General features: G+C 70.0%; 26 protein-coding genes and 8 pseudogenes. 28 read left to right on the top strand and 6 right to left on the bottom strand.

Annotated elements, in window-relative coordinates; genetic code table 11:
* Window positions 1-45: 45 nt before the first annotated feature.
* From QQK48_RS02650 to QQK48_RS02630, 5 genes and pseudogenes are all read left to right on the top strand, one after another.
* On the top strand, window positions 46-762 hold the full coding sequence (locus tag QQK48_RS02650; RefSeq protein WP_284327394.1) for an MATE family efflux transporter: 717 nt from the start codon (window positions 46-48) through the stop codon (window positions 760-762).
* The gene (locus QQK48_RS02645; RefSeq protein WP_284327393.1) at window positions 729-1,331 is read left to right on the top strand and encodes an MATE family efflux transporter; all 603 of its coding nucleotides are present in this window, start codon (window positions 729-731) and stop codon (window positions 1,329-1,331) included. The genes QQK48_RS02650 and QQK48_RS02645 overlap by 34 nt, the downstream gene beginning before the upstream one ends.
* Before the next feature lie 168 nt (window positions 1,332-1,499).
* Window positions 1,500-2,343 (top strand): annotated as a pseudogene (locus tag QQK48_RS02640) (CPBP family glutamic-type intramembrane protease).
* On the top strand, window positions 2,340-2,666 hold the full coding sequence (locus tag QQK48_RS02635) for a nucleoside/nucleotide kinase family protein (RefSeq protein WP_284327392.1): 327 nt from the start codon (window positions 2,340-2,342) through the stop codon (window positions 2,664-2,666). Before QQK48_RS02640 ends, QQK48_RS02635 begins: the two are co-directional and overlap by 4 nt.
* Window positions 2,656-2,922 (top strand): nucleoside/nucleotide kinase family protein, encoded by a 267-nt coding sequence (locus QQK48_RS02630; protein ID WP_284327391.1) that lies wholly within the window; start codon window positions 2,656-2,658, stop codon window positions 2,920-2,922. Before QQK48_RS02635 ends, QQK48_RS02630 begins: the two co-directional genes overlap by 11 nt.
* Here the strand turns inward: QQK48_RS02630 and QQK48_RS02625 are convergent.
* Entirely contained in the window at window positions 2,916-3,815 is a 900-nt protein-coding gene (locus QQK48_RS02625) for a PfkB family carbohydrate kinase (RefSeq protein ID WP_284327390.1), read from the bottom strand. The genes QQK48_RS02630 and QQK48_RS02625 overlap by 7 nt on opposite strands.
* A 74-nt stretch (window positions 3,816-3,889) precedes the next feature.
* Between QQK48_RS02625 and murA the strand changes: the two are divergent.
* The 5 genes and pseudogenes from murA (at window position 3,890) to QQK48_RS02605 (ending at window position 8,010) form a co-directional block, all read left to right on the top strand.
* Window positions 3,890-5,204, top strand: a pseudogene (murA, locus tag QQK48_RS02620) (UDP-N-acetylglucosamine 1-carboxyvinyltransferase).
* 4 nt (window positions 5,205-5,208) lie between these two features.
* On the top strand, window positions 5,209-5,724 hold the full coding sequence (locus QQK48_RS21065) for a lysophospholipid acyltransferase family protein (RefSeq protein ID WP_431308275.1): 516 nt from the start codon (window positions 5,209-5,211) through the stop codon (window positions 5,722-5,724).
* Window positions 5,607-5,996, top strand: coding sequence for a lysophospholipid acyltransferase family protein (locus QQK48_RS02615; protein ID WP_284327389.1), 390 nt, complete (start codon window positions 5,607-5,609; stop codon window positions 5,994-5,996). The genes QQK48_RS21065 and QQK48_RS02615 overlap by 118 nt, the downstream gene beginning before the upstream one ends.
* Entirely contained in the window at window positions 5,920-6,921 is a 1,002-nt protein-coding gene (locus tag QQK48_RS02610) for an NAD(P)H-dependent glycerol-3-phosphate dehydrogenase (protein ID WP_284327388.1), read from the top strand. The genes QQK48_RS02615 and QQK48_RS02610 overlap by 77 nt, the downstream gene beginning before the upstream one ends.
* Window positions 6,921-8,010: pseudogene (locus QQK48_RS02605) on the top strand (D-alanine--D-alanine ligase family protein). The gene QQK48_RS02610 and the pseudogene QQK48_RS02605 overlap by 1 nt, the downstream one beginning before the upstream one ends.
* A gap of 4 nt (window positions 8,011-8,014) precedes the next feature.
* Here the strand turns inward: QQK48_RS02605 and QQK48_RS02600 are convergent.
* On the bottom strand, window positions 8,015-8,482 hold the full coding sequence (locus QQK48_RS02600; RefSeq protein ID WP_284327387.1) for a DUF3515 family protein: 468 nt from the start codon (window positions 8,480-8,482) through the stop codon (window positions 8,015-8,017).
* Window positions 8,483-8,539: 57 nt separating this feature from the next.
* On the opposite strand from QQK48_RS02600, the gene thiL reads away from it, so the two are divergent.
* Entirely contained in the window at window positions 8,540-9,475 is a 936-nt protein-coding gene (gene thiL, locus QQK48_RS02595; protein WP_284327386.1) for a thiamine-phosphate kinase, read from the top strand.
* Window positions 9,476-9,548: 73 nt separating this feature from the next.
* Here the strand turns inward: thiL and rpmB are convergent, their stop codons facing one another.
* Window positions 9,549-9,740: a 50S ribosomal protein L28 gene (gene rpmB, locus QQK48_RS02590; RefSeq protein ID WP_061962473.1), complete on the bottom strand. Its 192-nt coding sequence runs from the start codon at window positions 9,738-9,740 to the stop codon at window positions 9,549-9,551.
* 199 nt (window positions 9,741-9,939) lie between these two features.
* On the opposite strand from rpmB, the pseudogene QQK48_RS21060 reads away from it, so the two are divergent.
* The 3 genes and pseudogenes from QQK48_RS21060 to QQK48_RS02580 form a co-directional block, all read left to right on the top strand.
* Window positions 9,940-10,515, top strand: a pseudogene (locus QQK48_RS21060) (DAK2 domain-containing protein); the annotation flags it as partial.
* 20 nt (window positions 10,516-10,535) lie between these two features.
* A complete protein-coding gene (locus QQK48_RS02585; RefSeq protein ID WP_284327385.1) occupies window positions 10,536-11,441 on the top strand; it encodes a DAK2 domain-containing protein in 906 nt (301 codons plus the stop codon).
* Window positions 11,438-13,694: pseudogene (locus tag QQK48_RS02580) on the top strand (ATP-dependent DNA helicase RecG). Before QQK48_RS02585 ends, QQK48_RS02580 begins: the two are co-directional and overlap by 4 nt.
* Window positions 13,695-13,737: 43 nt before the next feature.
* On the opposite strand, the gene QQK48_RS02575 reads toward QQK48_RS02580, so the two are convergent.
* Together QQK48_RS02575 and QQK48_RS02570 are read right to left on the bottom strand one after the other, a co-directional pair.
* On the bottom strand, window positions 13,738-14,652 hold the full coding sequence (locus QQK48_RS02575) for a glycoside hydrolase family 5 protein (protein WP_284327384.1): 915 nt from the start codon (window positions 14,650-14,652) through the stop codon (window positions 13,738-13,740).
* Between the two features lie 403 nt (window positions 14,653-15,055).
* Window positions 15,056-15,559, bottom strand: a pseudogene (locus QQK48_RS02570) (cellulose binding domain-containing protein); the annotation flags it as partial.
* A gap of 148 nt (window positions 15,560-15,707) precedes the next feature.
* Between QQK48_RS02570 and QQK48_RS02565 the strand changes: the two are divergent.
* The 14 genes and pseudogenes from QQK48_RS02565 to QQK48_RS18775 all read left to right on the top strand — a co-directional run bounded on the left by QQK48_RS02565 (window position 15,708) and on the right by QQK48_RS18775 (window position 22,616).
* Window positions 15,708-16,322, top strand: a complete 615-nt coding sequence (locus QQK48_RS02565) for a hypothetical protein (RefSeq protein WP_284327383.1) — start codon at window positions 15,708-15,710, stop codon at window positions 16,320-16,322.
* A 21-nt stretch (window positions 16,323-16,343) separates the two neighbouring features.
* A complete protein-coding gene (locus tag QQK48_RS02560) occupies window positions 16,344-16,889 on the top strand; it encodes a signal peptidase I (protein WP_284327382.1) in 546 nt (181 codons plus the stop codon).
* Complete coding sequence (locus QQK48_RS02555) at window positions 16,886-17,443, top strand: hypothetical protein (protein WP_284327381.1); 558 nt, start codon at window positions 16,886-16,888, stop codon at window positions 17,441-17,443. The genes QQK48_RS02560 and QQK48_RS02555 overlap by 4 nt, the downstream gene beginning before the upstream one ends.
* Window positions 17,440-17,748, top strand: a complete 309-nt coding sequence (locus tag QQK48_RS02550) for a hypothetical protein (RefSeq protein ID WP_284327380.1) — start codon at window positions 17,440-17,442, stop codon at window positions 17,746-17,748. The genes QQK48_RS02555 and QQK48_RS02550 overlap by 4 nt, the downstream gene beginning before the upstream one ends.
* Window positions 17,717-18,316 (top strand): hypothetical protein, encoded by a 600-nt coding sequence (locus tag QQK48_RS02545; protein ID WP_284327379.1) that lies wholly within the window; start codon window positions 17,717-17,719, stop codon window positions 18,314-18,316. Before QQK48_RS02550 ends, QQK48_RS02545 begins: the two co-directional genes overlap by 32 nt.
* A gap of 102 nt (window positions 18,317-18,418) precedes the next feature.
* The gene (locus QQK48_RS02540; RefSeq protein WP_284327378.1) at window positions 18,419-18,889 is read left to right on the top strand and encodes an RsmD family RNA methyltransferase; all 471 of its coding nucleotides are present in this window, start codon (window positions 18,419-18,421) and stop codon (window positions 18,887-18,889) included.
* 9 nt (window positions 18,890-18,898) lie between these two features.
* Window positions 18,899-19,378, top strand: coding sequence for a pantetheine-phosphate adenylyltransferase (gene coaD / locus QQK48_RS02535; RefSeq protein ID WP_284327377.1), 480 nt, complete (start codon window positions 18,899-18,901; stop codon window positions 19,376-19,378).
* A gap of 282 nt (window positions 19,379-19,660) precedes the next feature.
* Complete coding sequence (gene rpmF / locus QQK48_RS18800) at window positions 19,661-20,251, top strand: 50S ribosomal protein L32 (RefSeq protein ID WP_348523399.1); 591 nt, start codon at window positions 19,661-19,663, stop codon at window positions 20,249-20,251.
* Window positions 20,252-20,289: 38 nt separating this feature from the next.
* Complete coding sequence (gene rnc / locus QQK48_RS02520) at window positions 20,290-21,009, top strand: ribonuclease III (protein ID WP_284327376.1); 720 nt, start codon at window positions 20,290-20,292, stop codon at window positions 21,007-21,009.
* 65 nt (window positions 21,010-21,074) lie between these two features.
* Window positions 21,075-21,353: pseudogene (locus QQK48_RS18795) on the top strand (DNA-formamidopyrimidine glycosylase family protein); the annotation flags it as partial.
* Window positions 21,241-21,711 (top strand): annotated as a pseudogene (locus tag QQK48_RS18790) (hypothetical protein); the annotation flags it as partial. The pseudogenes QQK48_RS18795 and QQK48_RS18790, both read left to right, overlap by 113 nt.
* A 24-nt stretch (window positions 21,712-21,735) precedes the next feature.
* Window positions 21,736-21,963 (top strand): zinc finger domain-containing protein, encoded by a 228-nt coding sequence (locus QQK48_RS18785; RefSeq protein ID WP_348523737.1) that lies wholly within the window; start codon window positions 21,736-21,738, stop codon window positions 21,961-21,963.
* A 34-nt stretch (window positions 21,964-21,997) separates the two neighbouring features.
* A complete protein-coding gene (locus QQK48_RS18780) occupies window positions 21,998-22,267 on the top strand; it encodes a response regulator (protein ID WP_348523398.1) in 270 nt (89 codons plus the stop codon).
* 67 nt (window positions 22,268-22,334) lie between these two features.
* Entirely contained in the window at window positions 22,335-22,616 is a 282-nt protein-coding gene (locus QQK48_RS18775) for a helix-turn-helix domain-containing protein (RefSeq protein WP_348523397.1), read from the top strand.
* A gap of 5 nt (window positions 22,617-22,621) precedes the next feature.
* Here the strand turns inward: QQK48_RS18775 and QQK48_RS02505 are convergent, their stop codons facing one another.
* Window positions 22,622-23,164, bottom strand: a complete 543-nt coding sequence (locus QQK48_RS02505) for an ATP-binding protein (RefSeq protein WP_284327375.1) — start codon at window positions 23,162-23,164, stop codon at window positions 22,622-22,624.
* Window positions 23,165-23,264 lie beyond the last annotated feature (100 nt).

Genomic DNA, 23,264 nt, shown 5'->3' with positions numbered 1-23,264 from the left:
CGCGTCGCCCGACCGCTTCCGCATCGGGCCGCGGCGTCGCTTGCGTTGCCCGCGATCGCCTCCAACGTGGCGGTGCCGCTCGCGGGGCTGGTCGACACTGCCGCGCTGGGGCACTTCTCGACCGCGACGGACATCGGCGCGGTCGGCCTTGGCGCCGCGGTCATCTCGACCCTGTTCTGGATCTTCTCGTTCCTGCGTGCGGGCACCACCTCGCTCGTGGGCCGCGCCCTCGGCAGCGGCGATAAGTCCGGCGCCGTGCGGCACGTCCAGCGTGCGGGTGCGCTCGCCGCAGCCATGTCCGTGGCGTGGCTCATCCTCATGTGGGCCGTCGTCCCCGCGATCTTGCACCTGCTCGCGCCCGAGGGGCCGGCGCGCGACGCCGCGCTGACTTACACGCTGATCCGAGGCCTTTCACTGCCCGCGCTCCTGGTGACGCTGATCGTGGCCGGCTACTTCATCGGCGCCAAGAACACCCGGGTGCCGCTGGTGGTGGCCTCGGTCCAGGCCGTCGCCAACATCGTCCTTGACCTGATCCTTGTCGGGGGAGCGGGCATGGGTGCTGCGGGAGCGGCGTGGGGCACGTTTGGCTCCGAGTGGATCGGTGCGGCGCTCGCCGTCGTGCTCCTGTGGCGACGGCTTGAGCCCGCGCAACGCGTCACGTTGCGAGACTGGCGCGATGCGACCCTGCGGCGCGGGTGGGGGCACTCGCGCGCTTCAACGGCGCGCTCATGGGACGCACCGCGTTGCTCACGTCCGTGGTGACATTCGTGGCGTCCATCGGCTCGCACTTTGGCCCCGAAGTGCTCGCTGCCAACGCGATCATGCTGCAACTCATGAACGTCGCGTCCTATGCGCTGGACGGCTACGCGAACGCCGCCGAGGCCCTGGTCGCCCATGCGGCGGGTGCCGGCGACCTCCCTGGGGTCCATGCCGCGGTCATCGCCTCCGCCATCCCGATGGCCGCGATCGGCGTCGTGCTGAGCCTCGGCTACTGGCTGGGGCGCGACGTCATCCTGGGAGCGCTCACTGACCTGCCCGAGGTGCGTGAGGCGGCCATCGACTATTGGCCATGGATCGCGCTGCTACCCCTGGTGTCCTGGGGCGCGTACTGGCTCGATGGGGTGTTCCTCGGGGCCGGCCAGTCGGGGTTGATGTTCGTCGCCATGGTGGCATCGGTGGTGGGGGTGTTCCTGCCCCTGCTGCTGGTGGGCGCCGCGGCGTGGGGTCTCAGCAACGGACTCGTCTGGACCGCCTTCCTGGTGCTCAACATCGTCCGGCAGGTCTCGCTAGGGGTGGCGTACCCCCGCCTCGCGCGCCGCATCTCCGTCTGAGAAGGCGCCGACCCTCACCTCCGTTTGGCCCACGCTTGGGACGGATGTGACGCAAGCGTGCGGTGTGACGGTCCCACGTGTCACGCCCGGCAGCACGCGTCACAACCGTGGGCCAAACGGACGGTGCGGACGGGGTGAGGGGGCCCGCGACGTGGCATGCTGGCGCGCATGGCCGATGCCCTCGAGACCGCCCGCCCCGCACCGGCCTGGGCGTGGGGCAGCAGGGATGCCCTGCGGCTGACCGCGGCGGCGCTGGTGTGCGGTGCGGCGGTGCTGCTGTTCGCGGTGCATGCGCGACCCCTCGGCTACCTGCCGCTCATCGTCGGCGTCGCCCTGGCCCTTGCCGTGGACAGGCGGCTGGGTCGCGATCTCGTCATCATCGCCACCGGCCAGGCTCATCATCTCCGCGATCTCCCTCCAGGCGGATCTCTCCGATGCCGGCATGGCACGCTTCACCGCGGCGCTCGGCCTCGCGGTGCTGGTGCCGTGGGCGCTCGACCGCTGGTGGACGCGCGAGCGCTCCATCCGCTTCCCGGTGCGGACGGGACGTCCGTGGACGCGGGCACAGTGGATCTACCTGGGCGTGGTGGTGGTCGCCGGCTATCTGATCCTGCCGTTCTACTTCCTGGGGTCGGGGGCCTACCTCAACTGGCCCGACCTCAGCGGCGACACCGACGTGGCCCGCCTCTTCGTGGGCGTCAACGCGGTGGGTATCTGGGACGAGCTCTTCTTCATCTGCACGGTATTCGCGCTGCTAGCGCGGCATTTCCCCGGGGGCCTCGCCAATGTGCTGCAGGCCGTGGTCTTCGTGTCCTTCCTGTGGGAGCTCGGCTACCGCGAGTGGGGGCCCCTGCTCACCGTTCCCTTCGCGCTGGTTCAGGGCTGGATTTTCGCGTGCTGGAAGTCGCTGGGTTACGTGGTGACGGTCCACCTGCTCTTTGATGCCGTGGTGTTCGCGGTGCTCGTGCACGGGCATCTGGGCGTGCTCGACGTCTTCGTGACGGCGCCGTGACGCGCATCGTGGGCCTCGCAGGGCCGCCCGGCTCGGGCAAGTCAACCCTGGCCGCACGGATGGCCGATGCATGGGGCCCCGGCGCGGTGGTGGTCCCGATGGACGGCTTCCACCTGACGAGCGCCGCCCTGGCGGCCTCGGGGCTGGCCGGCAGTAAGGGCGCGCCCGAGACCTTTGACGTGGCGGGGTTCGTGACGCTCCTGACGGCGCTGAGGGAACCCGGCCGTGGGGCCTTGACCGCTCCCGCGTACTCGCGCGAGGCTCCACGACCCCGTGCCCGATGCGATCGCGATACGCGCAGGCGCCTCCACGGTGATCGTTGAGGGCAACTACCTCGGCCTCGACCGCGGCCAGTGGCGCAGCGTGCGGCCGCTCCTCGACGTCCTGTGGTTCCTGGACGTGCCGTGGGACGTCACGCGCGACAGGTTGATCGCGCGCCGCGTCGCTACCGGCAGGACGCGGTCCGAGGCTGTCGCCTGGGTCGACACGGTCGACAAGGCGAACGATGCGCTGATCCGGTCCACCGCATCGGCCGCCGATGCGGTGTTGGCCGACGGCGAGGTGCCGCCGCCTCAGTGAGGAAGGGGCTCGGCCAGCCACGCGCGCGTGCCGAAGGAGCGCAGCGATATCGCCACCACCCGGGAGGCCCATGCGAGGTCGTCGCCGAGCCGTGACGCCTCATAGCCTTGCGCGGCGAGCCGATGCGCGAGCGCGCCGTGCAGCACGTCGCCGGCACCCAGCGAGTCGACCACGTCGACGGCCTCCACGGGTACTTCGGCGACCGCGCCACCCGTGGTGACGAGCATCGGCTGAGGCCCGCGCGTGACCACGGCCGCGCTCGCCCCGGCCTCCAGCAGCCTCGCCAGCGTCGCCTGCGGATCCGCGCCCACGTCGGGGAACACGAAGTCATCGGACACCACGGCCACATCCGTCACCGCGAGCAGGGCGTCCGTGTAGTGCTTGTGGGACCCGGCGTCGAGCACCACGGGGATGCCGCGCTCCCGTGCGGCGTGCGCGAGCGGCAGCGAGAGGTGGCGGTGGTAGCCGTCGATGAGGACGGCACCGGCGCCCTCGAGAAGCACGTCGGGCGCGAAGTCGGCGGGAGTGCCGGGGACGGTGACCGCGGCGCCCGTAGGGGAGACCACCGCTCGGTCGCCCGTGCCCCGCGTCACCAGGATCGCGGCCGTCAGCGGCGGACCAGACGCCGAGGCATCGGCCACCACAAGGTCCACGCCACACGCAGCAAGGTCCGCCGCGATGAGGTCGCTCAGCGGGTGCGACGGGAGGGCGGTGACGAGCGTGGCCGCGCCGGCCAGGCGTGCCGCGGTGACGGCGGCGTTGGTCGCAGGCCCGCCCGCGGCCACAAAGAAATCGTGCGAGGCCACCTTGCGGTTGGACGGCGGGACCCCATCCACCAGATGCGCCACATCAAGGGTCGTCAGACCCGCACACACCACCCTCGAACCCGTCATGGGAATCGATCCTGCCACGGCGCCGCGCGCGTGCCGGGTGGGTGGGGGCCCCGCGGTAAGGGAAGATGGACCCCATGACCGACTCCATCCGTGTCCATGGCGGGCGCGCGCTCCGTGGCGAGATCCACGTGCGCGGTGCCAAGAACTTCGTCTCCAAGGCGATGGTCGCCGCCCTCCTTGGCTCCACCCCGTCCACGCTGCGCAACGTGCCGCAGATCCGCGACGTCGAGGTGGTGTCCTCCCTGCTGAGCCTCCACGGCGCCCCCGTGGACTACGACGTCGAGACCGGCGTCCTTCACGCCGACACGAGCAACCTCACCACGGCCGACGCGTTCCAGATCGCCCAGCATGCCGGCTCGAGCCGCATCCCGATCCTCCTGTGCGGACCCCTGCTGCACCGCATCGGCGAGGCGGTCATCCCCGACCTGGGCGGCTGCCGCATCGGCGACCGTCCCATCGACTTCCACCTCGACATCCTGAAGAAGTTCGGCGCGCAGGTCGAGGAGGGGCCCGACGGCCTGTACCTCACCGCGCCGAACGGCCTCAAGGGCATCAAGTACGAGCCTGTCGTACCCGTCCGTGGGTGCCACCGAGCAGCTGCTGCTGACCGCGGTGATGGCCGAGGGCATCACCACGCTGCACAACGCCGCCGTGGAGCCGGAGATCAAGGACCTCATCGACACCCTGCAGACCATGGGTGCGATCATCTCGGTGGATACCGACCGCTCGCTGACCATCGAGGGCGTCAAGGAACTGCGCGGCTTCGACCACACCGCGCTGACCGACCGCATCGAGGTCGGCTCGTGGGCCTGTGCGGCGCTCGCCACCAAGGGCGACATCTTTGTCCGCGGCGCCCAGCAGCGTCACATGGGGTACTTCCTCAACGTGTTCCGCAAGGTGGGGGGCGAGTTCGACATCACCTCGGACGGCATCCGTTTCTACCACCCGGGCACCGAGCTCAAGTCGATCGCGCTCCAGACCGACGTGCACCCCGGCTTCATGACCGACTGGCAGCAGCCGATGGTGGTGGCGCTCACGCAGGCCACCGGCCTGTCCATCGTCCACGAGACAGTGTACGAGAACCGGCTCGGCTTCACCGGTGCCCTGAACCAGATGGGTGCCCAGGTCCAGGTTGTTCCGCGAGTGCCTCGGCGACAAGCAGTGCCGGTTCGGACAGGCTCAACTTCCAGCACTCCGCGGTGATTTCTGGCCCGACGCCGTTGGCCGCCGCCGACATCGAGGTGCCGGACCTGCGCGGAGGGTTCTCGTACCTCATCGCCGCGCTCGCGGCCGAGGGCACGTCCACGGTGTCGAATATCGGCATCATCGACCGCGGCTACGAGAACTTCCGTGAGAAGGCTCACGGCTCTCGGCGCGGCGGTTGACTGATCCCATGACTCGACGCATGCCCGCGGGTTTTCGCGCCGCCGCCGTCTTCGTAAAGCCACTCCTGCTCGGCGTGACGAGGCGTGAGTGGTCGGGTGCGGAGAACCTGCCCACGGACTCCGGCTTCATCGCCGTGTCCAATCACATGACCTACGCGGACCCGTTCACGCTGGCGCATTTCCTGTATGACCACGGTCAGGCGCCGCACTTCCTCGCGAAGGCCTCGCTGTTTGACATCCCCGTCGTTGGCAAGGCCCTGCACGGGCTGGACCAGGTTCCCGTCCACCGTGGCTCCGCCAAGGCCAAGGACGCGGTCGATGCGGCCGTGAAGGCTCCTGGCGCGCGGCGACTCGATCGCCGTGTTCCCCGAGGGCACTCTCACGCGCGACCCCGAGCCTGTGGCCCATGCTGGCCCGCACCGGTGCCGCGCGCATGGCGCTGGAGCACGACGTCCCCGTGGTGCCCATCGCGCAGTGGGGTGCCCAGCACCTGCTCGACCCGTACGGCAAGAGGCCGCATCTGATTCCTCCCAAGAAGGTCATCGTGCGCGCGGGTGCGCCCGTGGACCTCGAGGAGTTCCGCGGTCGAGACCTCGATATCGAAACCCTGAGGGGAGCCACCGACCGCATCATGGGTAGCCTGACGGGCATGCTTGAGGACATCCGTGGGGAGAAGGCCCCCGCGAAGCCGTGGGACATGCGACGCGAGGGGGCGGCCGATGACGCGGGCCGCCGTTCTCGGCACGGGTGCCTGGGGCACCACGTTTGCCGCCGTGTTGGCCGATGCTGGAACTGAGGTCACGCTGTGGGGCCGCGACGAGGCGACGGCGACGCAGATCGTCTCCGAGCGTCGCAACCAGCGTTTCCTTCCCGATCTTGATCTCCCCGAGGGCATCGCGGCCACCACGGATGTGGCTGCGGCGCTCGACGGCGCTGACATCGTGGCCGTCGCGCTTCCCGCGCAGATCCTGCGCTCGGTGGTCGCCGACTGGTCAGGCCTCGTTCCTGCCGGCGCGGTGGTCACGTCCCTCATGAAGGGCATCGAGATCGGCACGCACGCCCGCATGAGCGAGGTGCTCGCCGAGGTGTGGTCCATCCCCGATGAGCGCATGACGGTGGTCTCGGGCCCCAACCTCGCCCGCGAGATCGCCGCGCGCCAGCCCACCGCAACCGTTGTCGCGGGTGCCGATCAGGGCGCCGCCGAGATGGTGGCCGCGGCATCGGCCTCCTCGTATTTCCGTCCCTACACGAACACCGACGTGGTCGGCGTGGAGTTGTGCGGCGCTTTCAAGAACGTCATCGCCGTCGCCGTAGGCGTGGCCGATGGACTGGGGTTCGGCCACAACACGACCGCGACGGTCATCACCCGCGGTCTCGCCGAGATCACGCGGCTCGGCCACGCGCTGGGCGCGCAGCCGGACACGTTCTCCGGGCTCGCGGGCATGGGCGACCTCATCGCGACCTGCGCCTCGCCGCTGTCGCGCAACCACACGCTCGGCGCCCACGTGGGGCGTGGGCTGTCGCTCGATGACGCCATCCAGCGCACGGGCGGCACGGCCGAGGGCGTGAAGACCTCGCAGTCCATCCAGGAGTTGGCGCGTGCGCACGGCGTGGATGTGCCGATCTGTGACGCGGTGGTGGCCATGCTGCACGACGGCGCCCCCATTCAGGACGTCCTCAACGCACTCGTGTCGCGTCCGCGCAAGGCGGAGGGCGTCTGATGGCGAAGCCCACCGTCGCTGTCCTGTTTGGCGGACGCTCCTCGGAGCACGGGGTGTCCTGCGTCACCGCGGGAGGGGTCCTCGGGGCCATCGACAGGGACCGCTTTGATGTGGTCGCGGTCGGCATCACGCGTGAGGGTCGCTGGGTGCCCGCCTCGGCCGATCCGGGCGACTGGCAGATCCTCGAGGGCGGCATGCCCGAGGTCACGGGTGACGGCCGTACCGTGCTGCCCCCGCACAGACTGGTGAACGCACGTGGTCCGTGGTGGGGGAGGACGGCATGGTGGCGCCGTTCGCCGCGATTGACGTGGTGTTCCCCGTGCTGCATGGCCCCTACGGCGAGGACGGCACCGTGCAGGGCGCGCTCGAACTCGTCGACGTACGCTACGTCGGATCGGGCGTCCTCGCGTCCGCGGCGGGCATGGACAAGCAGTTCATGAAGACAGCCTTCCGGTCCGCGGGTCTGCCCGTGACGCCGGATGTGACGCTGCTGCGTGGCGACCGGGTCGCCGACTTCGCCGCTCAGGTGGAGGAGCCGGCCTGCCGCTGTTCGTGAAGCCCGCCCGCGCGGGCTCGTCCATGGGCATCTCGAAGGTCAGCGACCTCGCGTCGCTGGAATCCGCGGTGGCCGATGCCGTCAAGCATGACCCGAAGGTGCTGATCGAGAAGGCCGTCGTGGGCCGCGAGATCGAGACTGCCGTCCTCGAGACGATCGACGAGGTGCGCGCATCGCTCCCGGGCGAGATTGTCACCGGCGGCGACCACGACTTCTACGACTTCGATGCGAAGTATCTGGATGAGGCGTCGGTGGACCTCGTGTCGACCGCGCAACTCCCGCCCGATGTCGCCGATCGTGTGCGAGAGGTAGCGGTGGCGGCCTTCCGTGCCGTGGGCGCCGAGGGGCTGGCGCGCGTCGATGTGTTTGTGGCGGCTGATGGCGCCATCACGGTCAACGAGATCAACACGATGCCCGGCTTTACGCCCACAAGCATGTACCCGCGGATGTGGGCGGCCGCAGGCGTCGCGTATGAGGACCTGGTCGCCACGCTGATCGAGACGGCCCTCGCGCGGCCGGTGGGGCTGCGCTAGCGGCCTACAGGCATTCGAGGTTGTTGACGGACGCGAGCGATGCGGGTCCGGAGAACTCCGCGAGGAGCTCGCTCACCGCATCGTCCGCCCGCACCCTGGGCACGGTGACCTCAAGGGCGGGGGAGCGGCCGAACACGGTCGCGACCCACTGATCGTCTTCCTCGCGCAGTAGCCAATCGACATCGGCCGATGCGGTGGTGACGTTGACGCACTGCTCCGTGGTGGGACCGGGCGGCTCCACTCCGCAGCGCGCCACGATCTCGAACTCGTCCCCCCACGCCTGGGTGGCCTGGGAGGTGGTGCCGCGCTGGTCGAGGCCCCCGACGGTCTCGGGGATGGCAAGCATGACACGCGCGCAGTCGGGGTCGGCGGCGTACTCGGCGGGGTCCACCACGAGGGGATGGGCGCAGCCGGCCAGCGCTACCGCGCTGACGCCTGCGAGCGCGGCGAGGCTCAGTCGGGACGCGGGCATGGCACCAGGGTAGTTTGCGTGTGCGGACGCTCCTGACACGTGGCCTACGCTCGTCGCATGGCTCGCATCAGTGACATGTCAGAGGACGACCTCATCGCGCTGTTTGCGCCCCGCCTTCCCGTCACGGATGCGGAAGTTCTCGGCTCGGGGGACGACGCCGCCGTGGTCTCGGTGGACGGTGACCTCGTGGTCAGCACAGACATGGCGGTCCAGGATCACGACTTCCGTATGGAGTGGTCGACGGGGGCCGATGTCGGGTGGCGGGTCGCGATGCAGAACCTCGCGGACATCGACGCGATGGGTGCCGTCCCGACCGCGCTAGAGGTGGCGCTGGCCATGCCGCGGGACACCGAGGTGGAGTGGGTCCTGAGTTTCGCGGACGGGCTGCGTGAGGCGTGCGAGCCGCACGGAGTGGGCGTAGTAGGCGGGGATCTCTCCGGCGCCGCCCAGATCGTGGTCGCCGTCACGGCGTTGGGGGAGACCCATGGCACCGATCCCGTGACGCGGGCCGATGCCGCCCCCGGCGACGTCATCGCGGTGGCGGGGCCGCTCGGGGCGGCCGCCGCGGGGCTCGCGCAGTTGGAACAGGGTACGCGGGTGGCGCCTGCCGCGATTGACCTCTTCTTGCGCCCTCAGCCGCGCATCGGCGCTGGCCTCGAGGCGGCGCTGCATGGCGCGACGGCCATGATGGATCTGTCCGATGGGCTTGCACGCGATGGGGCGAGGATCGCGCGCGCGTCCGAGGTGCGCCTCGCCGTCGAATCGGCGCTCGTGCCCGTCCACGAGGCGGCATCGTTCACGGCGCAGACGATGGGCGTGGACGCGTTGGCGTGGGCGCTCGGCGGGGGAGAGGACCACCACATGGTGGCGTGCTTCCCACGCGAGTCGGCGGTGCCTGCCGGCTGGGTGATCGTGGGGGTCGTCGAGGACGGCAGCGGCCTCACGGTGGATGGCGCGGCGCCGACCGTGAGTGGCTGGGACCACTTCGCGTAGCGGGCCGCCCGCCGGGGAAAGCGAAAGGCGCACGCTCCGTGAGGAACGTGCGCCTTGCTGGGCGACAGTCAGGTCAGACTGCGCGCTGCACCTTACCGGCCTTGAGGCACGAGGTGCAGACGTTCACACGCTTGGGGGTACCCGCGACCACGGCACGAACGCGCTGGATGTTGGGGTTCCAACGACGCTTGGTGCGGCGGTGCGAGTGCGAGATGCTGTGACCGAAGGACGGTCCCTTGCCGCAGACGTCGCAGTTGGCAGCCACGATAGTTCTCCTCAAAATTCTGCGCGGCCGTGAATCGGCGCGCCACGATGGTGAGCCCAGACTGGCCGGGCAACCGCACTAGGGTAACCGACGACGCCCGGCGCGAGCAAATGCGCGCGTGCAGAGCCGTTGACGTCGGTGCTCCGTGACAGCATAGGCCAGGACGTACGGCCCCGCAGGGGCTCCAGGAAAGGGACGGATGGCGGATACTCACGATCTGCGCCGGTGGCTCGAAGCGGGCGCCAGGGCGATCAAGTCTGCCCGCACGCGCCTGGACGCGATCAATGTGTTTCCCGTTCCCGACTCCGACACCGGCACCAATCTCTATTTGACCCTCCACGAGGGCAACCGCGCTGTGGCCCGGCTGCCTCAAACCGCTACTCACCGCGAGGTGGTCGCGGCGTTCGCCCGCGGGGCGCTCCTGGGCGCACGGGGAAACTCGGGCGTCATCGTCAGCCAGTACCTGACCACGTTCCTCACAGGATTGGACCGCCACGGCGGGCTCGGAGCCATCGGCCCGGCGGACCTCGCGCAAGCGCTCGCCGATGCCGCCGATGCTGCCTACGGCGCGGTCGCCGAGCCCGAGGAGGGCACCATCTTGTCCGTGGCGCGTGCCGCGGCGCAGGGTGCGACCGACGCCGCGGCCGCCAAGGCATCGCGGGAGGATACGGCGATGGGTGCCGTGGTCGCCGCCCGCGCCGCCCTGGTGAGGACTCACGACCAACTCGCGGCGGCCCACGACGCCGGGGTGGTCGACGCGGGCGCGGCCGGCCTGGTGCTGCAGGCGAGGCGCTGGTGGAGGCGATTGCAGGGCCCGATGCTCTTGCTGCTCTTCCCGAGGTGCCGTGGGAACTGCGTGACGGACGGTCGCGAGTCTCCACGGAGGGGCTGCACGCCCACGGTGGCGGGGCGTACGAGGTCATGTTTGTCACCCATGACGAGGACAACATTCGCGACGCGCTCACGGGGAGCCTGGAGACCATCGGCGATTCCGTGGCTGTCACGGGCGCCCACGACCTGTGGCAGGCGCACGTCCACACCGACACGCCCCATGCGGCCGTGCACAGCGGCGTTGCCGCCGGGGCGAGCCAGATCATCGTGCGCCACCTCACCCACGGTCACGATGCCGACCGTGCCTCCACGGGGATGGTGGCGCTCACGACGTGCCCTGGCCTTGCTGAGCCCCTCGCGGACGCGGGCGCGGTCGTGTTGGTCGTGCCCGATCCCGCCACGCTCAAACGCCGCTCGCTGCGCCGCGCCGTGAAGGACGCCTCCGCGGAGCACGCGGTGGTGGTGGCCGGACATCCGCATCTGCGTGCGGCCGCGCGCGAATTGGCAGCCAGGCGCCGCCGGCCCGCGCTGACCGTCCTCGATACCGACCACGAGGCACAGGTCATCGCAGCGGTGGCCGCCGCCGCACTGCTCACGCCGGGCCAGGACCTTGCGGAGGAGATGGCCCACGCCGCCGCCTCGGTCAAGGTGTCCTCGTCCAGCGGCGATGCGCTCGATGACGATGTGGACCGGATGGTGGACGCCTCCACCGAGGTGGTGTCGCTGATCCTCGCGGCCGGCGTGCCCGACGCGGTGGCGGACGCGGTGCACCTCTCGGTGCGTGCCACGGCGCCCGGCGCCGACGTCCACGTCTACCGGGGAGGACAGCACAGCCCCGCCGTGCTGATGGGCGTCGAGGGCGGCGCGTGAGCGACCGCCTCGCCGAGCCGCTCAAGGCGGTGCTGGGCACGCGCACCGCCGGCGGCCTCGCGAAACTGGGGCTCACCACCGTGGGTGACCTGGTGAGGCACTACCCCCGCAGGTACGACTCGCCCGGCACCATGACCGACATCGGCGCGCTCGGCGTGGGTGAACACGTCACCGTGATGGCGCAGGTGCGCTCCGCCCAGGTGCGGTCCATGCGATCGCGCGGCGGAGCGATGCTGGAGGCCATCGTCACCGATGGTGCCGCCTCGTTGCAGGCTCACGTTCTTTGCCAAGCGCGCGGGCGTGCTGCGCATGCACGAGGACAAACTCAGGGCGGGACGGACGGGCCTGTTCACCGGCACGGTTGGCGAGTACCGCGGGCGGCGACACGACCCACCCCGACTACCTCATCGTGGGAGTCGACGCCGCCGACGAGGACGAGGCGATCATCGAGGCGTCGCGTCCCATTCCCATCTACCCGGCGTCGGCATCCGTTCCCACGTGGCGCATCGGTCGTTCAGTCCGCACGGTGCTCGACCCGCTGACCGAGGCGGATGTGCCGGACCCGCTGCCGGCTGAGGTGCGCGAGACGCGCGGCTTCCCGACGCTGCTGGAGGCGCTGCGCCTGGTCCATACGCCCGATGACGAGGCGGCATGGCGGCGCGGCCGCGACCGCCTGCGCTACGAGGAGGCGTTCGTTCTCCAGACCGCGCTCGCGCGTCGCCGCGCCGCGCACGACGCGCTGCGTGCCGTGCCGCGTCCCGCCGTGGCCGGAGGGTTCCTTGAGGCGCTCGACGCCCGGCTGCCCTTTCCGCTGACCTCCGCCCAGGTCGAGGTCGGCGCCACCATCGCGGCCGATCTCGCCAAGGACCGTCCCATGCTGCGCCTGCTGCAGGGAGACGTCGGCGCTGGCAAGACGGTCGTGGCGCTGCGCGCCATGGCCCAGGTGGTGGACTCGGGTGGTCAGGCGGCGCTGCTGGCGCCCACCGAGGTTCTCGCCGCGCAGCACGCGCGCGGGCTGCGCGCGCTCCTTGGCCCGCTGGCCGATGGCGGCATGCTGACCGGTGCGGACGGCGCCACGCGCGTGGCGCTCCTCACCGGGTCGCTGGGAGCCAGCGCGAAGCGCCAGGCGCTCGCCGAGGCCGCGTCGGGTGCGGCGGGCATCGTGGTGGGCACGCACGCGCTGCTGAGCGACCACGTGCAGTTCGCCGATCTCGGCCTCGTGGTGGTGGATGAGCAGCACCGCTTTGGCGTCGAGCAACGCGATGCGCTGCGAGACCGCGGGGACCACCCGCCCCACACGCTCGTGATGACGGCCACCCCCATCCCTCGCACGGTGGCGATGACGGTGTTCGGTGACCTCGAGACCTCGGTGCTGGGCGAGCGACCCGCGGGGCGGGTCGACGTGGTCACCCATGTGGTGCCCGCGGGCAACGACGCCTGGCTGGCGCGCGCGTGGGCCAGGGCTCGCGAGGAGATCGATGCGGGGCGTCGCGTCTATGTGGTGTGTCCCAGAATCGAGGCCGATGACGCCGCCGACGAGGCTGACGGCGAGGACGTGGCGGCCTCGTACGCCGACCCCGACGGCGCTCTCGCGCTCGATCTCGGGACCGATGCGGGCTCCGCTGCTCCCGAGGTGCCTCTCGCATCGGTCAGCGCCACCGTGGAGGCGCTCCGGGAGCGGCCCGAACTCGCGGGCGTCGCCATCGGCGTCATGCACGGGCGACTCGCGCCCGATGAGAAGGACGCGGCCATGGAGGCCTTCGCCTCCGGCGCCACCCCACTGCTCGTCTCCACCACCGTGATCGAGGTGGGAGTCGACGTCCCCGAGGCCACCATGATGGTGGTACTCGATGCCGAGCGCTTCGGCATCTCGCAGGCTCCATCGCCTGCGGGGCCGTGTGGGACGCTCCGACCTGCCGTCTCTGTGCCTCCTCGTCAGCCGTGCCGAGGCAGGCACCACGTCCCACGAACGGCTCGACGCGCTCGCCGAGACATCGGACGGCTTCGTGCTGGCCGAAAAGGACCTCGAGCCTACGCCGCGAGGGCGACGTGCTCGGCGCCTCGCAAAGTGGTGGCCGGTCGTCGCTACGGCTCCTACGCGCCGTCCGTGATGCCGCGCTGATCGACGAGGCACGAGCCGAGGCGGCGGCCGTCGTCGGCTCCGATGCGGCGCTCGCGGGATTCCCGGCGCTCGCGGACGCCGTGGCCTCCTGGCTCGATCCCGAGCGAGAGGCGTTCCTGGAACGCGGCTAGCCGCATCCATCGGTCGACTGACGCCCTCCGATCGCCTCTCGGGTCACCCGGCGGGCTGCGCGCCTCCGCCGTCGTAGTACTCGGTCAAGGACACGCCCCCGGCGCCCAGCGGCACCTCGTGATCGAGGCTGACGCCTGACCCTGCATCGTCCGTCCACAGCACCGGTGCGATCGCCAGCTTGTCCTCGTCCCACGAGGCCCAGTCGTCCAACAGCAACCCGCCCGTGTCCGAGGAGTTGGGGTTGAGGGCCCAGAACGTGTGGTGCAGGTGACGGTCGGCGATGAGGTCGCGCAGAGCGGTCAGCCACTCGTCCTGACGGTCGTCCTGTCCGAGCCGTCCGCCCCACTCGCCGATCAGCAAGGGCGAGAGGTTCTCGTCATGAAGGTAGAGCCACGTGGGCGTCCACACGTCTCGCTCGAGCGACGCGGCGTCGAACTCGCCCTGGAACCATGGCTGTTCGTACACGAGCGGCCCATAGTCGTGCGGCGAGTACATGATCTTGCCGTCCGCGCCCGTCACGGGCTGCTCGCCCGCGAGCCGCAGGTTGCCTCCCCACCAGGTGCTCTCGTAGTCGCCTGGATCGGTGCTTGACCAGTCCTTGCCGTCGGCGGGAGTGGCCTCGATGCCCTCCACGAGCAGGAGCGCATCGGGGTGCACCGCGTGAATCCGGGCGGCGGCCTCGGACGCGACGGCCTGCCAGTCATCGTCGCCGCCGTCGCCCCACGTGGCTCGCGGAGATTCGGTGGGCTTGCCGTGCGGCTCGTTCTTGAGGTCGAAGGCCACGATCGTGTCGTCGTCGCGGTAGCGCTCGGCCACCCACTCCCACGCCACGAAGAAGTCCTCCTCGGTCACGTTCCCCGCGTGCCACACCGGCGCGTTGTGCCCGGCGTTGTCGGCGAGCGCGGAGTGCATGTCGAGGATGACCTTGATGCCCTGTTCCTTGCACCACACCAGCATCTGGTCGAAGATCTCGAGGGTGGTCAAGTCCACCAACTCTTCGTTCAGGGCCTGATTGACGCTGCCGGTGGTGGTCGCCTGGCCCGCGCGCCATTCGAGCAGGAGGCTCCGTCGAGATGGGGATGCGCACCACGTTGAGGCCGTGATCGGCGTACTCCACGAGCGTGTCGTGGAGGTTGGCGGCCCACAGGCCGTGGAGGACGCGCTCCGACGTGTTGAAACCGAACCAGTTCGCGCCCGTGAGCCACACGGCGCGGCCGTCGGCGTCGACGATGCGGTTGCCGTCGACGCTCAGCCAGTCGTCGCCGCTAGCCGCGTTGAGCGGGGCGCTCGCGTCGCCCGCGGCTCCGGGGCCATCGTCGTCGACGCGTTCGGAGCCTGGCGTGTCGCCACCGGTAGCCGTGCAGTCCGCGACAGTCACGGCCGCGTCGCCCTTGGCGGTGAACCCAAATTCTGCGGTGCCGCCGGCTGCAAGCGCTGCGTTGTAGTCGACGTTCGAGGCCTCCACCGTGCCGCTCGCGCCGGACTTCAGGGTCGAGTTCCAGGTGCCGTCCACGGTGGCGTCTCCCACGGTGAGCGTGACGGTCCAGCCCGTGATCGCCGTGTCGCCGGCGGTGACCGTGGCATCGGCCTGGAAGCCGCCCTCCCATTCCTGGGTGATCTCCACCTCGGCGGTGCACGTTCCCGTCGCGGCGGCTGCGGTAGGGGACGACGAGGGGGTCGCCGACGCGGAGGGTGTGACGGACTCGGTGGGCGGCGTGTCGTCGTCTCCCGAGGCTCGCGCAAGTCCCCAGCCGGCCGCCACGAGGAGGCCAGCGGCCACGATGGCACCCGGCACCAGTACCAGGGGTCGGCGCCACCACGGTGCTCGCTGTGGTGCCGAAGTGGGCGGTGTGATGTCGGTCATGTGGTCCTCCCCGTCGGCACACCTTACCGATGCCCCACGCGTGCCCACCATGTCTTTTTCGTGGGCTTATGCCTACTGTGGGGTATGGCCTCGGGCCCGGGGCCTGGCGCCGCGTTGCCGGTGCCCTGTCAAGCCCAGGGGAAAAGCCATGAATGAGAAGGCCCGCCGCCGGTCGCGGCGCGACAAGGTCAAATTGGTTCTTGCAGGAGTGGCCGTCGCCGGCATCGGTGCCGCGGTGACCACGGCCGCGTGGACGGACGACGTGTGGTTCAGCGCGGAGGCGCAGGCGGCCGAGTTCGACCTGCAGGGCCGCGTCGTCGGCACCAACGATTGGCTCGACATCGGGGTCGACGACACGGTCGAGGATTCGTCGGATGACACGGTCATCGTGATCCCCGATGACGCCTGGCTCAGCGGCGGCGTCCCGGTCGACCTCACCACCCTCGTCCCCGGAGACACCGCCACCGCCTCGCTTGAGGTGTGCAACGCGGGCTCCACGGACATTTCCTTGGCCGCGGCGGACTCCACCTTGACCGGCGCCATGTTCACCGGCGCGGATCCCGCCACGGTGACACTCTCGGCCTACACCTACTCGGGCGGCTCGGGCCCACTGGCGCCAGCCGAGCCCTTCGACCCGGCCGCGGACTGCGCGGGCGACACCGCGTCGTTCACCGCGACGCTTGACGTCCCCGAGACCTGGCCCTCGACGTACATGGGCTCCACAGGGGACATCGCCATTCTCGTGGTGGGCACGGCATCGTAACGACGCCCTGAGTTCCGTCCCGTGACCCGCGTCCTGCGTACGCTCGGCGGCATCACCCTGTGGGTGGCCGCCGTCCTTGGCGTGCTCACATGCGGGGTGTGGGCGGCGACCGCGCCTGGCTGGATCAAGCCGCTGATCGTGGTGTCCGGGTCGATGGAGCCTGAGATCCCCACGGGTGCGCTCGTAATCGACGTGCCCGTGGCGGCCGAGGAGATCGTGGCGGGCGACGTCGTGACGGTCTACTCAGATCTCGCCGAAAACCTGGTGACCCACAGGGTCGAGGACATCGCCCTCCGCGGAGACGATGCCACGCTGACCTTGAAGGGGGACGCGAACCCCATCGCCGACCCAGAACCGTATGAGGTCTCGGGTGACGTGTGGGAGGTCCGCCTAGTGATCCCGGGCGTCGGTGCGGCTATCGCCGATGTCAGCAGGCCAGCAGTGGTGGTGCCGGCGATGATCGCCATTGGCGCGCTGCTGGGCCTGTCCCTGCTGCGTGACAAAGACCCTGAGGACGAGGCGGCCCTCGTGAGTGACGCTGCGACCGGGGCGGGAGGTCAGCCGTGACCCGCCTTTCCCGCGCCCTTCCCGCAGCCCTGGTGGCGATTCTCCTTGGCTGCGCTGCGGCGATGGCCGGTGGCATTCAGACGACCCGCGCCGAGACCGACGTGGCGGTGGATATCGACCTCGGCATCATCATGCCCGGCGAGACCGTCACCAAGTCACTCACCCTCGAGGTTCCCCAGAACGCCACTGTGGTGCGCTCTGAGTGGGTGGAACTGGACGGTGTCGCGGAGGACATGACCTGGGACATCGCGCTGTGCGGCGATCCCGGTTGCGAGGACGTGCAGCCCGTCAATACCGGCGCATCGGTGCCGGCGGGCACGTGGACTATGAGTGTCTCCGGGAGCCTGCCCGAGGACGTCAGCGGTGATGGCTACGCGCTGGGTGTGGTGACGCTGCTGGCCGACGACACGGCCACCGGAGGCGGCGTGTTGCCCGTCACCGGCGGCGCCGTACCGTGGCTCGTCGTGGCGTTCGCGGTGGGAGCCGTGGGAGCCGGCGCCCTGGCCGCATGGCGAGCCCGCCCGCTCGCCGTCGTGTCCGAGGTGCGCTCATGACGGCGCGGCGGCAGGGGCCCCTGCTCGCGGCGCTCGCGGGTCTCGTGGCGCTTCTCGCGCTGCCGACCGTCACGGCGGCGGCATGGACCGACGACGCCTGGTTCACCTCGTCCGCCAGCGCCGGGACCTGGGATGACGGCGGAGGCGGCGACGGCGGGGGAGGCGGGATCGATGGCGGCGATAACACCGACATCATCGACATCACGTGGACGGTGAGGCTCGCCGGAGTCCTCCTGCGCTGTCGTGGAAGTCTCGACGACGTCGGACACGCCGGTGGATTGGACGATCACCGTCGATCCAGATGAGCGCCCCTGGAATCACGACGACCCAGCCCAGATTCAGGTCAACAACGGTGGCCAGATTCAGGAGCCACGTACCTCGCCGCTCGTGATCACCGGGAACTCTGACGGGTCGGGGGCCTTCAACGAGTACTCCAACAACACCCCGATCGTGGCCGGGCAGGTCGCACTCGTCGAGGTGTGCGGCTACAACAATGAGATCCCCGAGCCCCAGCCGGACAACGGTGAGTGGTACGCGTGGTCGCTCTCACCGATCACCCTCAACGACGCGGGCGACGCCGGATGCTCGACCCTCACAGTGCAGGGGCTTGTGGACGAGGCGGAAGACCCGTTCTATTACGGCTGGGGAATCGAGATCGACGTACAGCCCATGATCGACGCGTTCCAGGCCACGGGGGCCACGTTCAACTACGTGAGTTCTGACCCCTCGCCGTCGAGCGGCTATGAGTTCACCTTCACCCAACTGGACCCGCCCGACGGCACGGTCTTCAACGTTGCCTCCGGCACGGCGATGGCGCTGCAGGGCGACGATGTCCAGACGCTCGAAGTTTGTGTCCACGGAGTCGCCCCCTAGACCTGGCCTACCCTGACCCCGTGACACGCATCATCGCTGGCGAGCCTCGGCGGCCGCCGCCTCGCCGTTCCAGGCAAGGGCACGCGCCCCACCACGGACAGGGTGCGCGAGGCGCTCTTCAGTCGCCTCGATCACTCCGATGTCCTGCGCGGCGCGCGCGTTCTCGACCTCTTTGCGGGCTCGGGTGCGCTGGGGCTGGAGGCGCTCAGCAGAGGCGCTGCCTCCGCCGTGCTCGTGGAGGCGTCTGCGGGCGCCGCGCGCATCCTCCAGCAGAACATTCGCGATCTCGGCCTGGGCTCCCGCGCTACCGCCGTGAAGGAGAAGGCCTCGCCATACCTCGCCCGCACCGTGGAAACGTTTGACCTGGTGGTCATCGACCCGCCCTATGACCTTCCGGCCGCCGACGTGGACGCGGTCCTTGCGGCACTGCCGCCGCGCCTCGCGGACGATGCTGTGGTGGTCCTCGAGGGCTCCGCGCGTGCCGCGCAGCCCGCGTGGCCCGCGGGCCTCGAGAGGTACGCCAGCAAGGACTACGGCGAGACCCGCCTGCATTACGTCCAGACCGTCCGGTAGCGTCGGCCCATGACGATTGCGGTCCTGCCAGGCACGTACGACCCCATCACGGTGGGCCACGTCGACATCGTGCGCCGCGCTAGCAGGCTCTTCGACGAGGTCATCGTGGCGGTGGCTCACAACTCCACTAAGGCGCCGCTGCTGGGGGCGGACGAGCGCGTGCGGCTCGCCGCCCAGGCCGTCGCAGAGATCCCCGGCGCGCGCGCCGTGCGCACCGACGGACTCATCGTGGACTTCTGCCGCACGGTGGGGGCCGATGCTCTCGTCAAGGGCCTCCGCGGGGGAGCAGACTTCGACGCCGAACGACCCATGGCGCTCATGAACCGTTCCCTGAGTGGCATCGAGACGGTGTTCGTTGTGGGCGACAACGCCCTCAGCCACGTGGCGTCGTCACTGGTGCGAGACGTCGCGCGTCACGGCGGCGATGTGTCAGTCTATGTTCCTGAGGGTGTGTCCGAGGCCATTGCGGCGGCCCTCGCGCGAGCGTGACGACGCGCCGCGGCACCCCCGTGTTGAGAACACCCCCGGTTGTCGCGTAAAGTAGTGCGCCGGTCCTGCCGTTCGGTGCGGGCCTGGGTCCAGTGTGGACCGGAGACGTTGGGAGGTGCGGCATGTCGCGCCTCTCGCAACCCTCGCCGTATCGCCTCCCTGTGCGGGATCTCGTGCGGCGCCCGGGTGCTCACCACGAGGTGAGCGAGACGTTCCCGACACCAGTGGTCCTAGGCACTGACGTGATCGGCGTGCCTGAGGGGACGGAGATCGAGGCTCACTGTGAGCCTCGAGTCCATCTCGGAAGGTATCTGGGTTTCCGGAACTGTTCACACGGTCGCTCTTGGCGAGTGCGGACGCTGTTTGGACGAGGTGCGTCGCGATGTCGACGCGCAGGTCCAGGGGTTGTTCACGCTGGGCAAGGTCGAGGCCGATGAGGACGGCGACGAGCCTGAGGACGTCTTCGAGTTTGATGGGGAGACCCTTGACCTCGAGGACGTGGTGCGAGACGCGGTGGTGACATCGCTGCCTTTCACTCCGTTGTGCCGGCCCGATTGTCCGGGGCTGTGCGACCAATGCGGCGCACGGCTCGAGGATGACCCGGACCACACCCACGAGGTGATCGACCCCCGGTGGTCGACCCTGCAGAGTTTGACTGAACAGAAAGAGAGCCTAGCCGTGGCAGTTCCCAAGCGCAAGATGTCGCGTTCGAACACGCGTGCCCGCCGTGCCCAGTGGAAGACCACCGCTGCGAACCTCACCACGTGCCCGTCGTGCAAGGCTGACAAGGCGGCCCACGTCGCGTGCCCGTCGTGCGGTGCCTACAACGGTCGTCAGTACGCCGAGGCGCTTCGCACCGAGCACGAGGCGTAAGACACGCTTCTTCCCGTACGCGGACGCGAGGCGAGCAGTTGAGCATCCCGGGACAGGCCGCAGCCGATGCGCTGGTGGCCCGGCTCGGTGTGCCTGTCGATCCTGAACTGCTCGTCCTCGCGCTCACGCACCGTTCGTTCGCGTATGAGAACGGCGGTCTGCCGACCAACGAGCGGCTGGAGTTCCTTGGCGACTCCGTGCTCGGTGTGATCGTCACCGACCGCCTGTACCGGGATCACCCCGACCTTCCCGAGGGCGACCTCGCCAAGATGCGCGCCGCGACCGTGTCGCAGAAGGCGCTGAGCGAGGTGGCCCGCGAGATCGACCTCGGCCCATGCATTCTGCTGGGCAAAGGCGAGACAAGCACCGGTGGCGCCGACAAGGACTCCATTCTCTGCGACTCCTTCGAGGCCGTCCTGGGCGCGATCTACATTACGCACGGCATCGAGACCGCACGTGAGGTCGTGGAGCGCCTGGTGGGCCCCCACCTGGTCGCAGCGGCCCGTTCCGGCGTTGCTCTCGACTGGAAGACCTCCCTCCAGGAGGCGACCGCCAGCCGCAGCATGGGCGTACCCGTGTACACCTGCGTGGGCGAAGGCCCCGACCACGCCCGTACCTTCACCGCGACCGTCACCGTGGACGGCACCGCATACGGCACGGGAGTCGGCAGCGCAAAGAAGCACGCAGAGCAGGCCGCGGCAGCCGAGGCCTACGAGGCCATCACGGGCTCGGACGGCTCCGAGCCCACCGTTTCCTGACCGCGGCGCACGCATGCCGGAGGCTTCCCGAGGTCGAAACCGTCCGCGCGGGGCTCGCGCCCTTCGTGACCGGTTCCACCATTGTTGCGGTGGAGGTGCGACGCGAGTCCGTCGCGCGGCTCCTGCCCGGCGGAGGAGCGGAACTTCAGGGGCGCCTGACCGGCGCCACCATCGCCGGTGCGGTCCGGCGTGGCAAGTTCCTGTGGCTGCCGTTGACGTTTGCTGCGGACCATGGCGTACCCGCCGAGTCGCTCAGCGCCCACCTGGGGATGTCGGGCCAGTTTCGCGTCCACACGGCGGCCGATGCCCCCGCGCCCCACTCGCACTGCCGCGCCCGCCTGCACCTGTCCCGCGCAGGGGAGGACCTCGTGCTGGACTTCCTGGATCAGCGCACGTTCGGCTATCTCCACGTCGAGGAGCCTGCGACCCACCGACGATGGGTTCGCTGGCGGCCAGGGGAGTGCGGACGCCCTGATCCCCGCCTCCGTCACGCACATCGGCAGGGACGCCCTCGACCCAGATCTCGATGTGCCCGCCGCGCTGAGGGCGTGGCGGCGCGGGACGCGCGGCATCAAGCAGGTGCTGCTGGACCAGACGCTGGTCTCGGGCATCGGCAACATCTATGCGGACGAGGCCATGTGGCGCGCGAGGGTGCACCCCGAGCGGCCCGCGCGGGCGACGTCGGTGGCCACCGCATCGGCCCTCTTGGAGGCGACCCAGGCCGTGATGCGTGACGCGCTCGCCCAGGGCGGCACGAGCCTTGACGCGCTGTACGTCAACGTCAACGGACAGTCGGGCTACTTCGCGCGCGGGCTCGAGGCCTACGGGCGCGGCGGTGAGCCCTGCGGCCGGTGCGGCAACCTACTGAGCCGCGCCACCATCGGCGGACGTGCGAGCCATTGGTGTGGACGCTGCCAGCGCCGATACTCGCCGCGCCGCGCGGCGGTGCGCTAGGTCTGAAGGGCTGGTGACGCCTACGATGCAGGGTATGGCTGATGTGCGAGTGCTGGTCCTTGACGATCACGAGGTAGTGCGACGCGGTATCTGCGACATCCTCGACCGTGCCGAAGGCGTCGAGGTGGTAGCAGAGGCCGGCTCCGTCGCGCAGGCGGTGCGGCGTGCGGACGCGGTGCGTCCCGACGTGATCCTTTCCGACCTTCGTCTGCCCGACGGTACCGGTCTCGACGTCATCGCTCACGTGCGTGAGTCGCTGCCCGACACCCACGTGGTGGTACTGACCAGCCTACGACGACGATGAGGCCCGTACAGCCGCACGTCACGCTGGCGCGGACGCCTTCGTCGCCAAGACCGCGGGCTCCGCCGAGGTGCTGAAGGCGGTCCTGGATGCCGCGTCGGGCCGCGAGCACGGCCAGCACATCGCGGTGGGCGAGGACGAGGCCATCGCTCGCCTCACTCCCACGGAGCGCCGCATCCTTTCGGCGGTGGGCGATGGCCTGTCGAACAAGGAGATCGCGGACCAGTTGGGGATCGCCGAGAAGACCGTGAAGAACCACGTCACGTCGGTGCTCGCCAAGATGGGCCTGAAGCGCCGTACGCAGATTGTCGCGTGGGCCACGGCCCGCCGCGCGCAGTCGTTCCGCGCCTGACGCGCCTAGCGCTTCACCTCGACGTTCCACACCGCCCGGGATCCGGGACGCTCGGCGTCGGGATTCACGGGAGCCAGCGCGAAACTTCCGTTGCGCCTCAGCGCGCGGTTGCCCAGGTTTGAGGTGCCCGAGTAGCGCTTGGTGGCACCCGCAGGGCCGATGCCGTTGTCCTGGACTCCGAGCTCGAGCCGGTCGTCGCTCACATGCACCCAGATCTTGACGGCCGTGGCGTTCGCGTGGCGTGCCACGTTCGACAGGAGTTCTCGCATCACCGCGATGCAGTCGTCCGCCAGCGTGGTGTCGCTGGCGCAGACCTCGTTGACGTCCGACCATTGCGCGTCGACGTCAGGCATGAAGCCCATGGTGGCCTGCGCGAGCGTGATCTCGCGGCGCATCCTGTCGCTGGCGGGCTCGGAGGAGCGCTGGCCCGCGAGGTTGCGCATGACGCCGCGCACCTCGTACTGGGCGCGCTTCACGTGGTCCGCGATGCTGGATAGGCGTGTGGTCTGCGTCTCCGTCGCGCCCTCCGTGAGTGCCTCGAGATGCATGGCCGCGGCGAAGAGCCTCCTGGGACACGAAGTCGTGGAGGTCGTCCGCGATCTGTTCGCGCTCCTCGAGCAGCGTTGCGTGATTGCGGGCCTGATTGAG

The sequence above is a fragment of the Demequina litorisediminis genome (assembly GCF_030161615.1).
Taxonomy (GTDB): domain Bacteria; phylum Actinomycetota; class Actinomycetes; order Actinomycetales; family Demequinaceae; genus Demequina; species Demequina litorisediminis.
The sequence above is the reverse complement of the archived record's forward strand: the minus strand, read 5'-3'. Positions and strand labels throughout refer to the sequence as shown.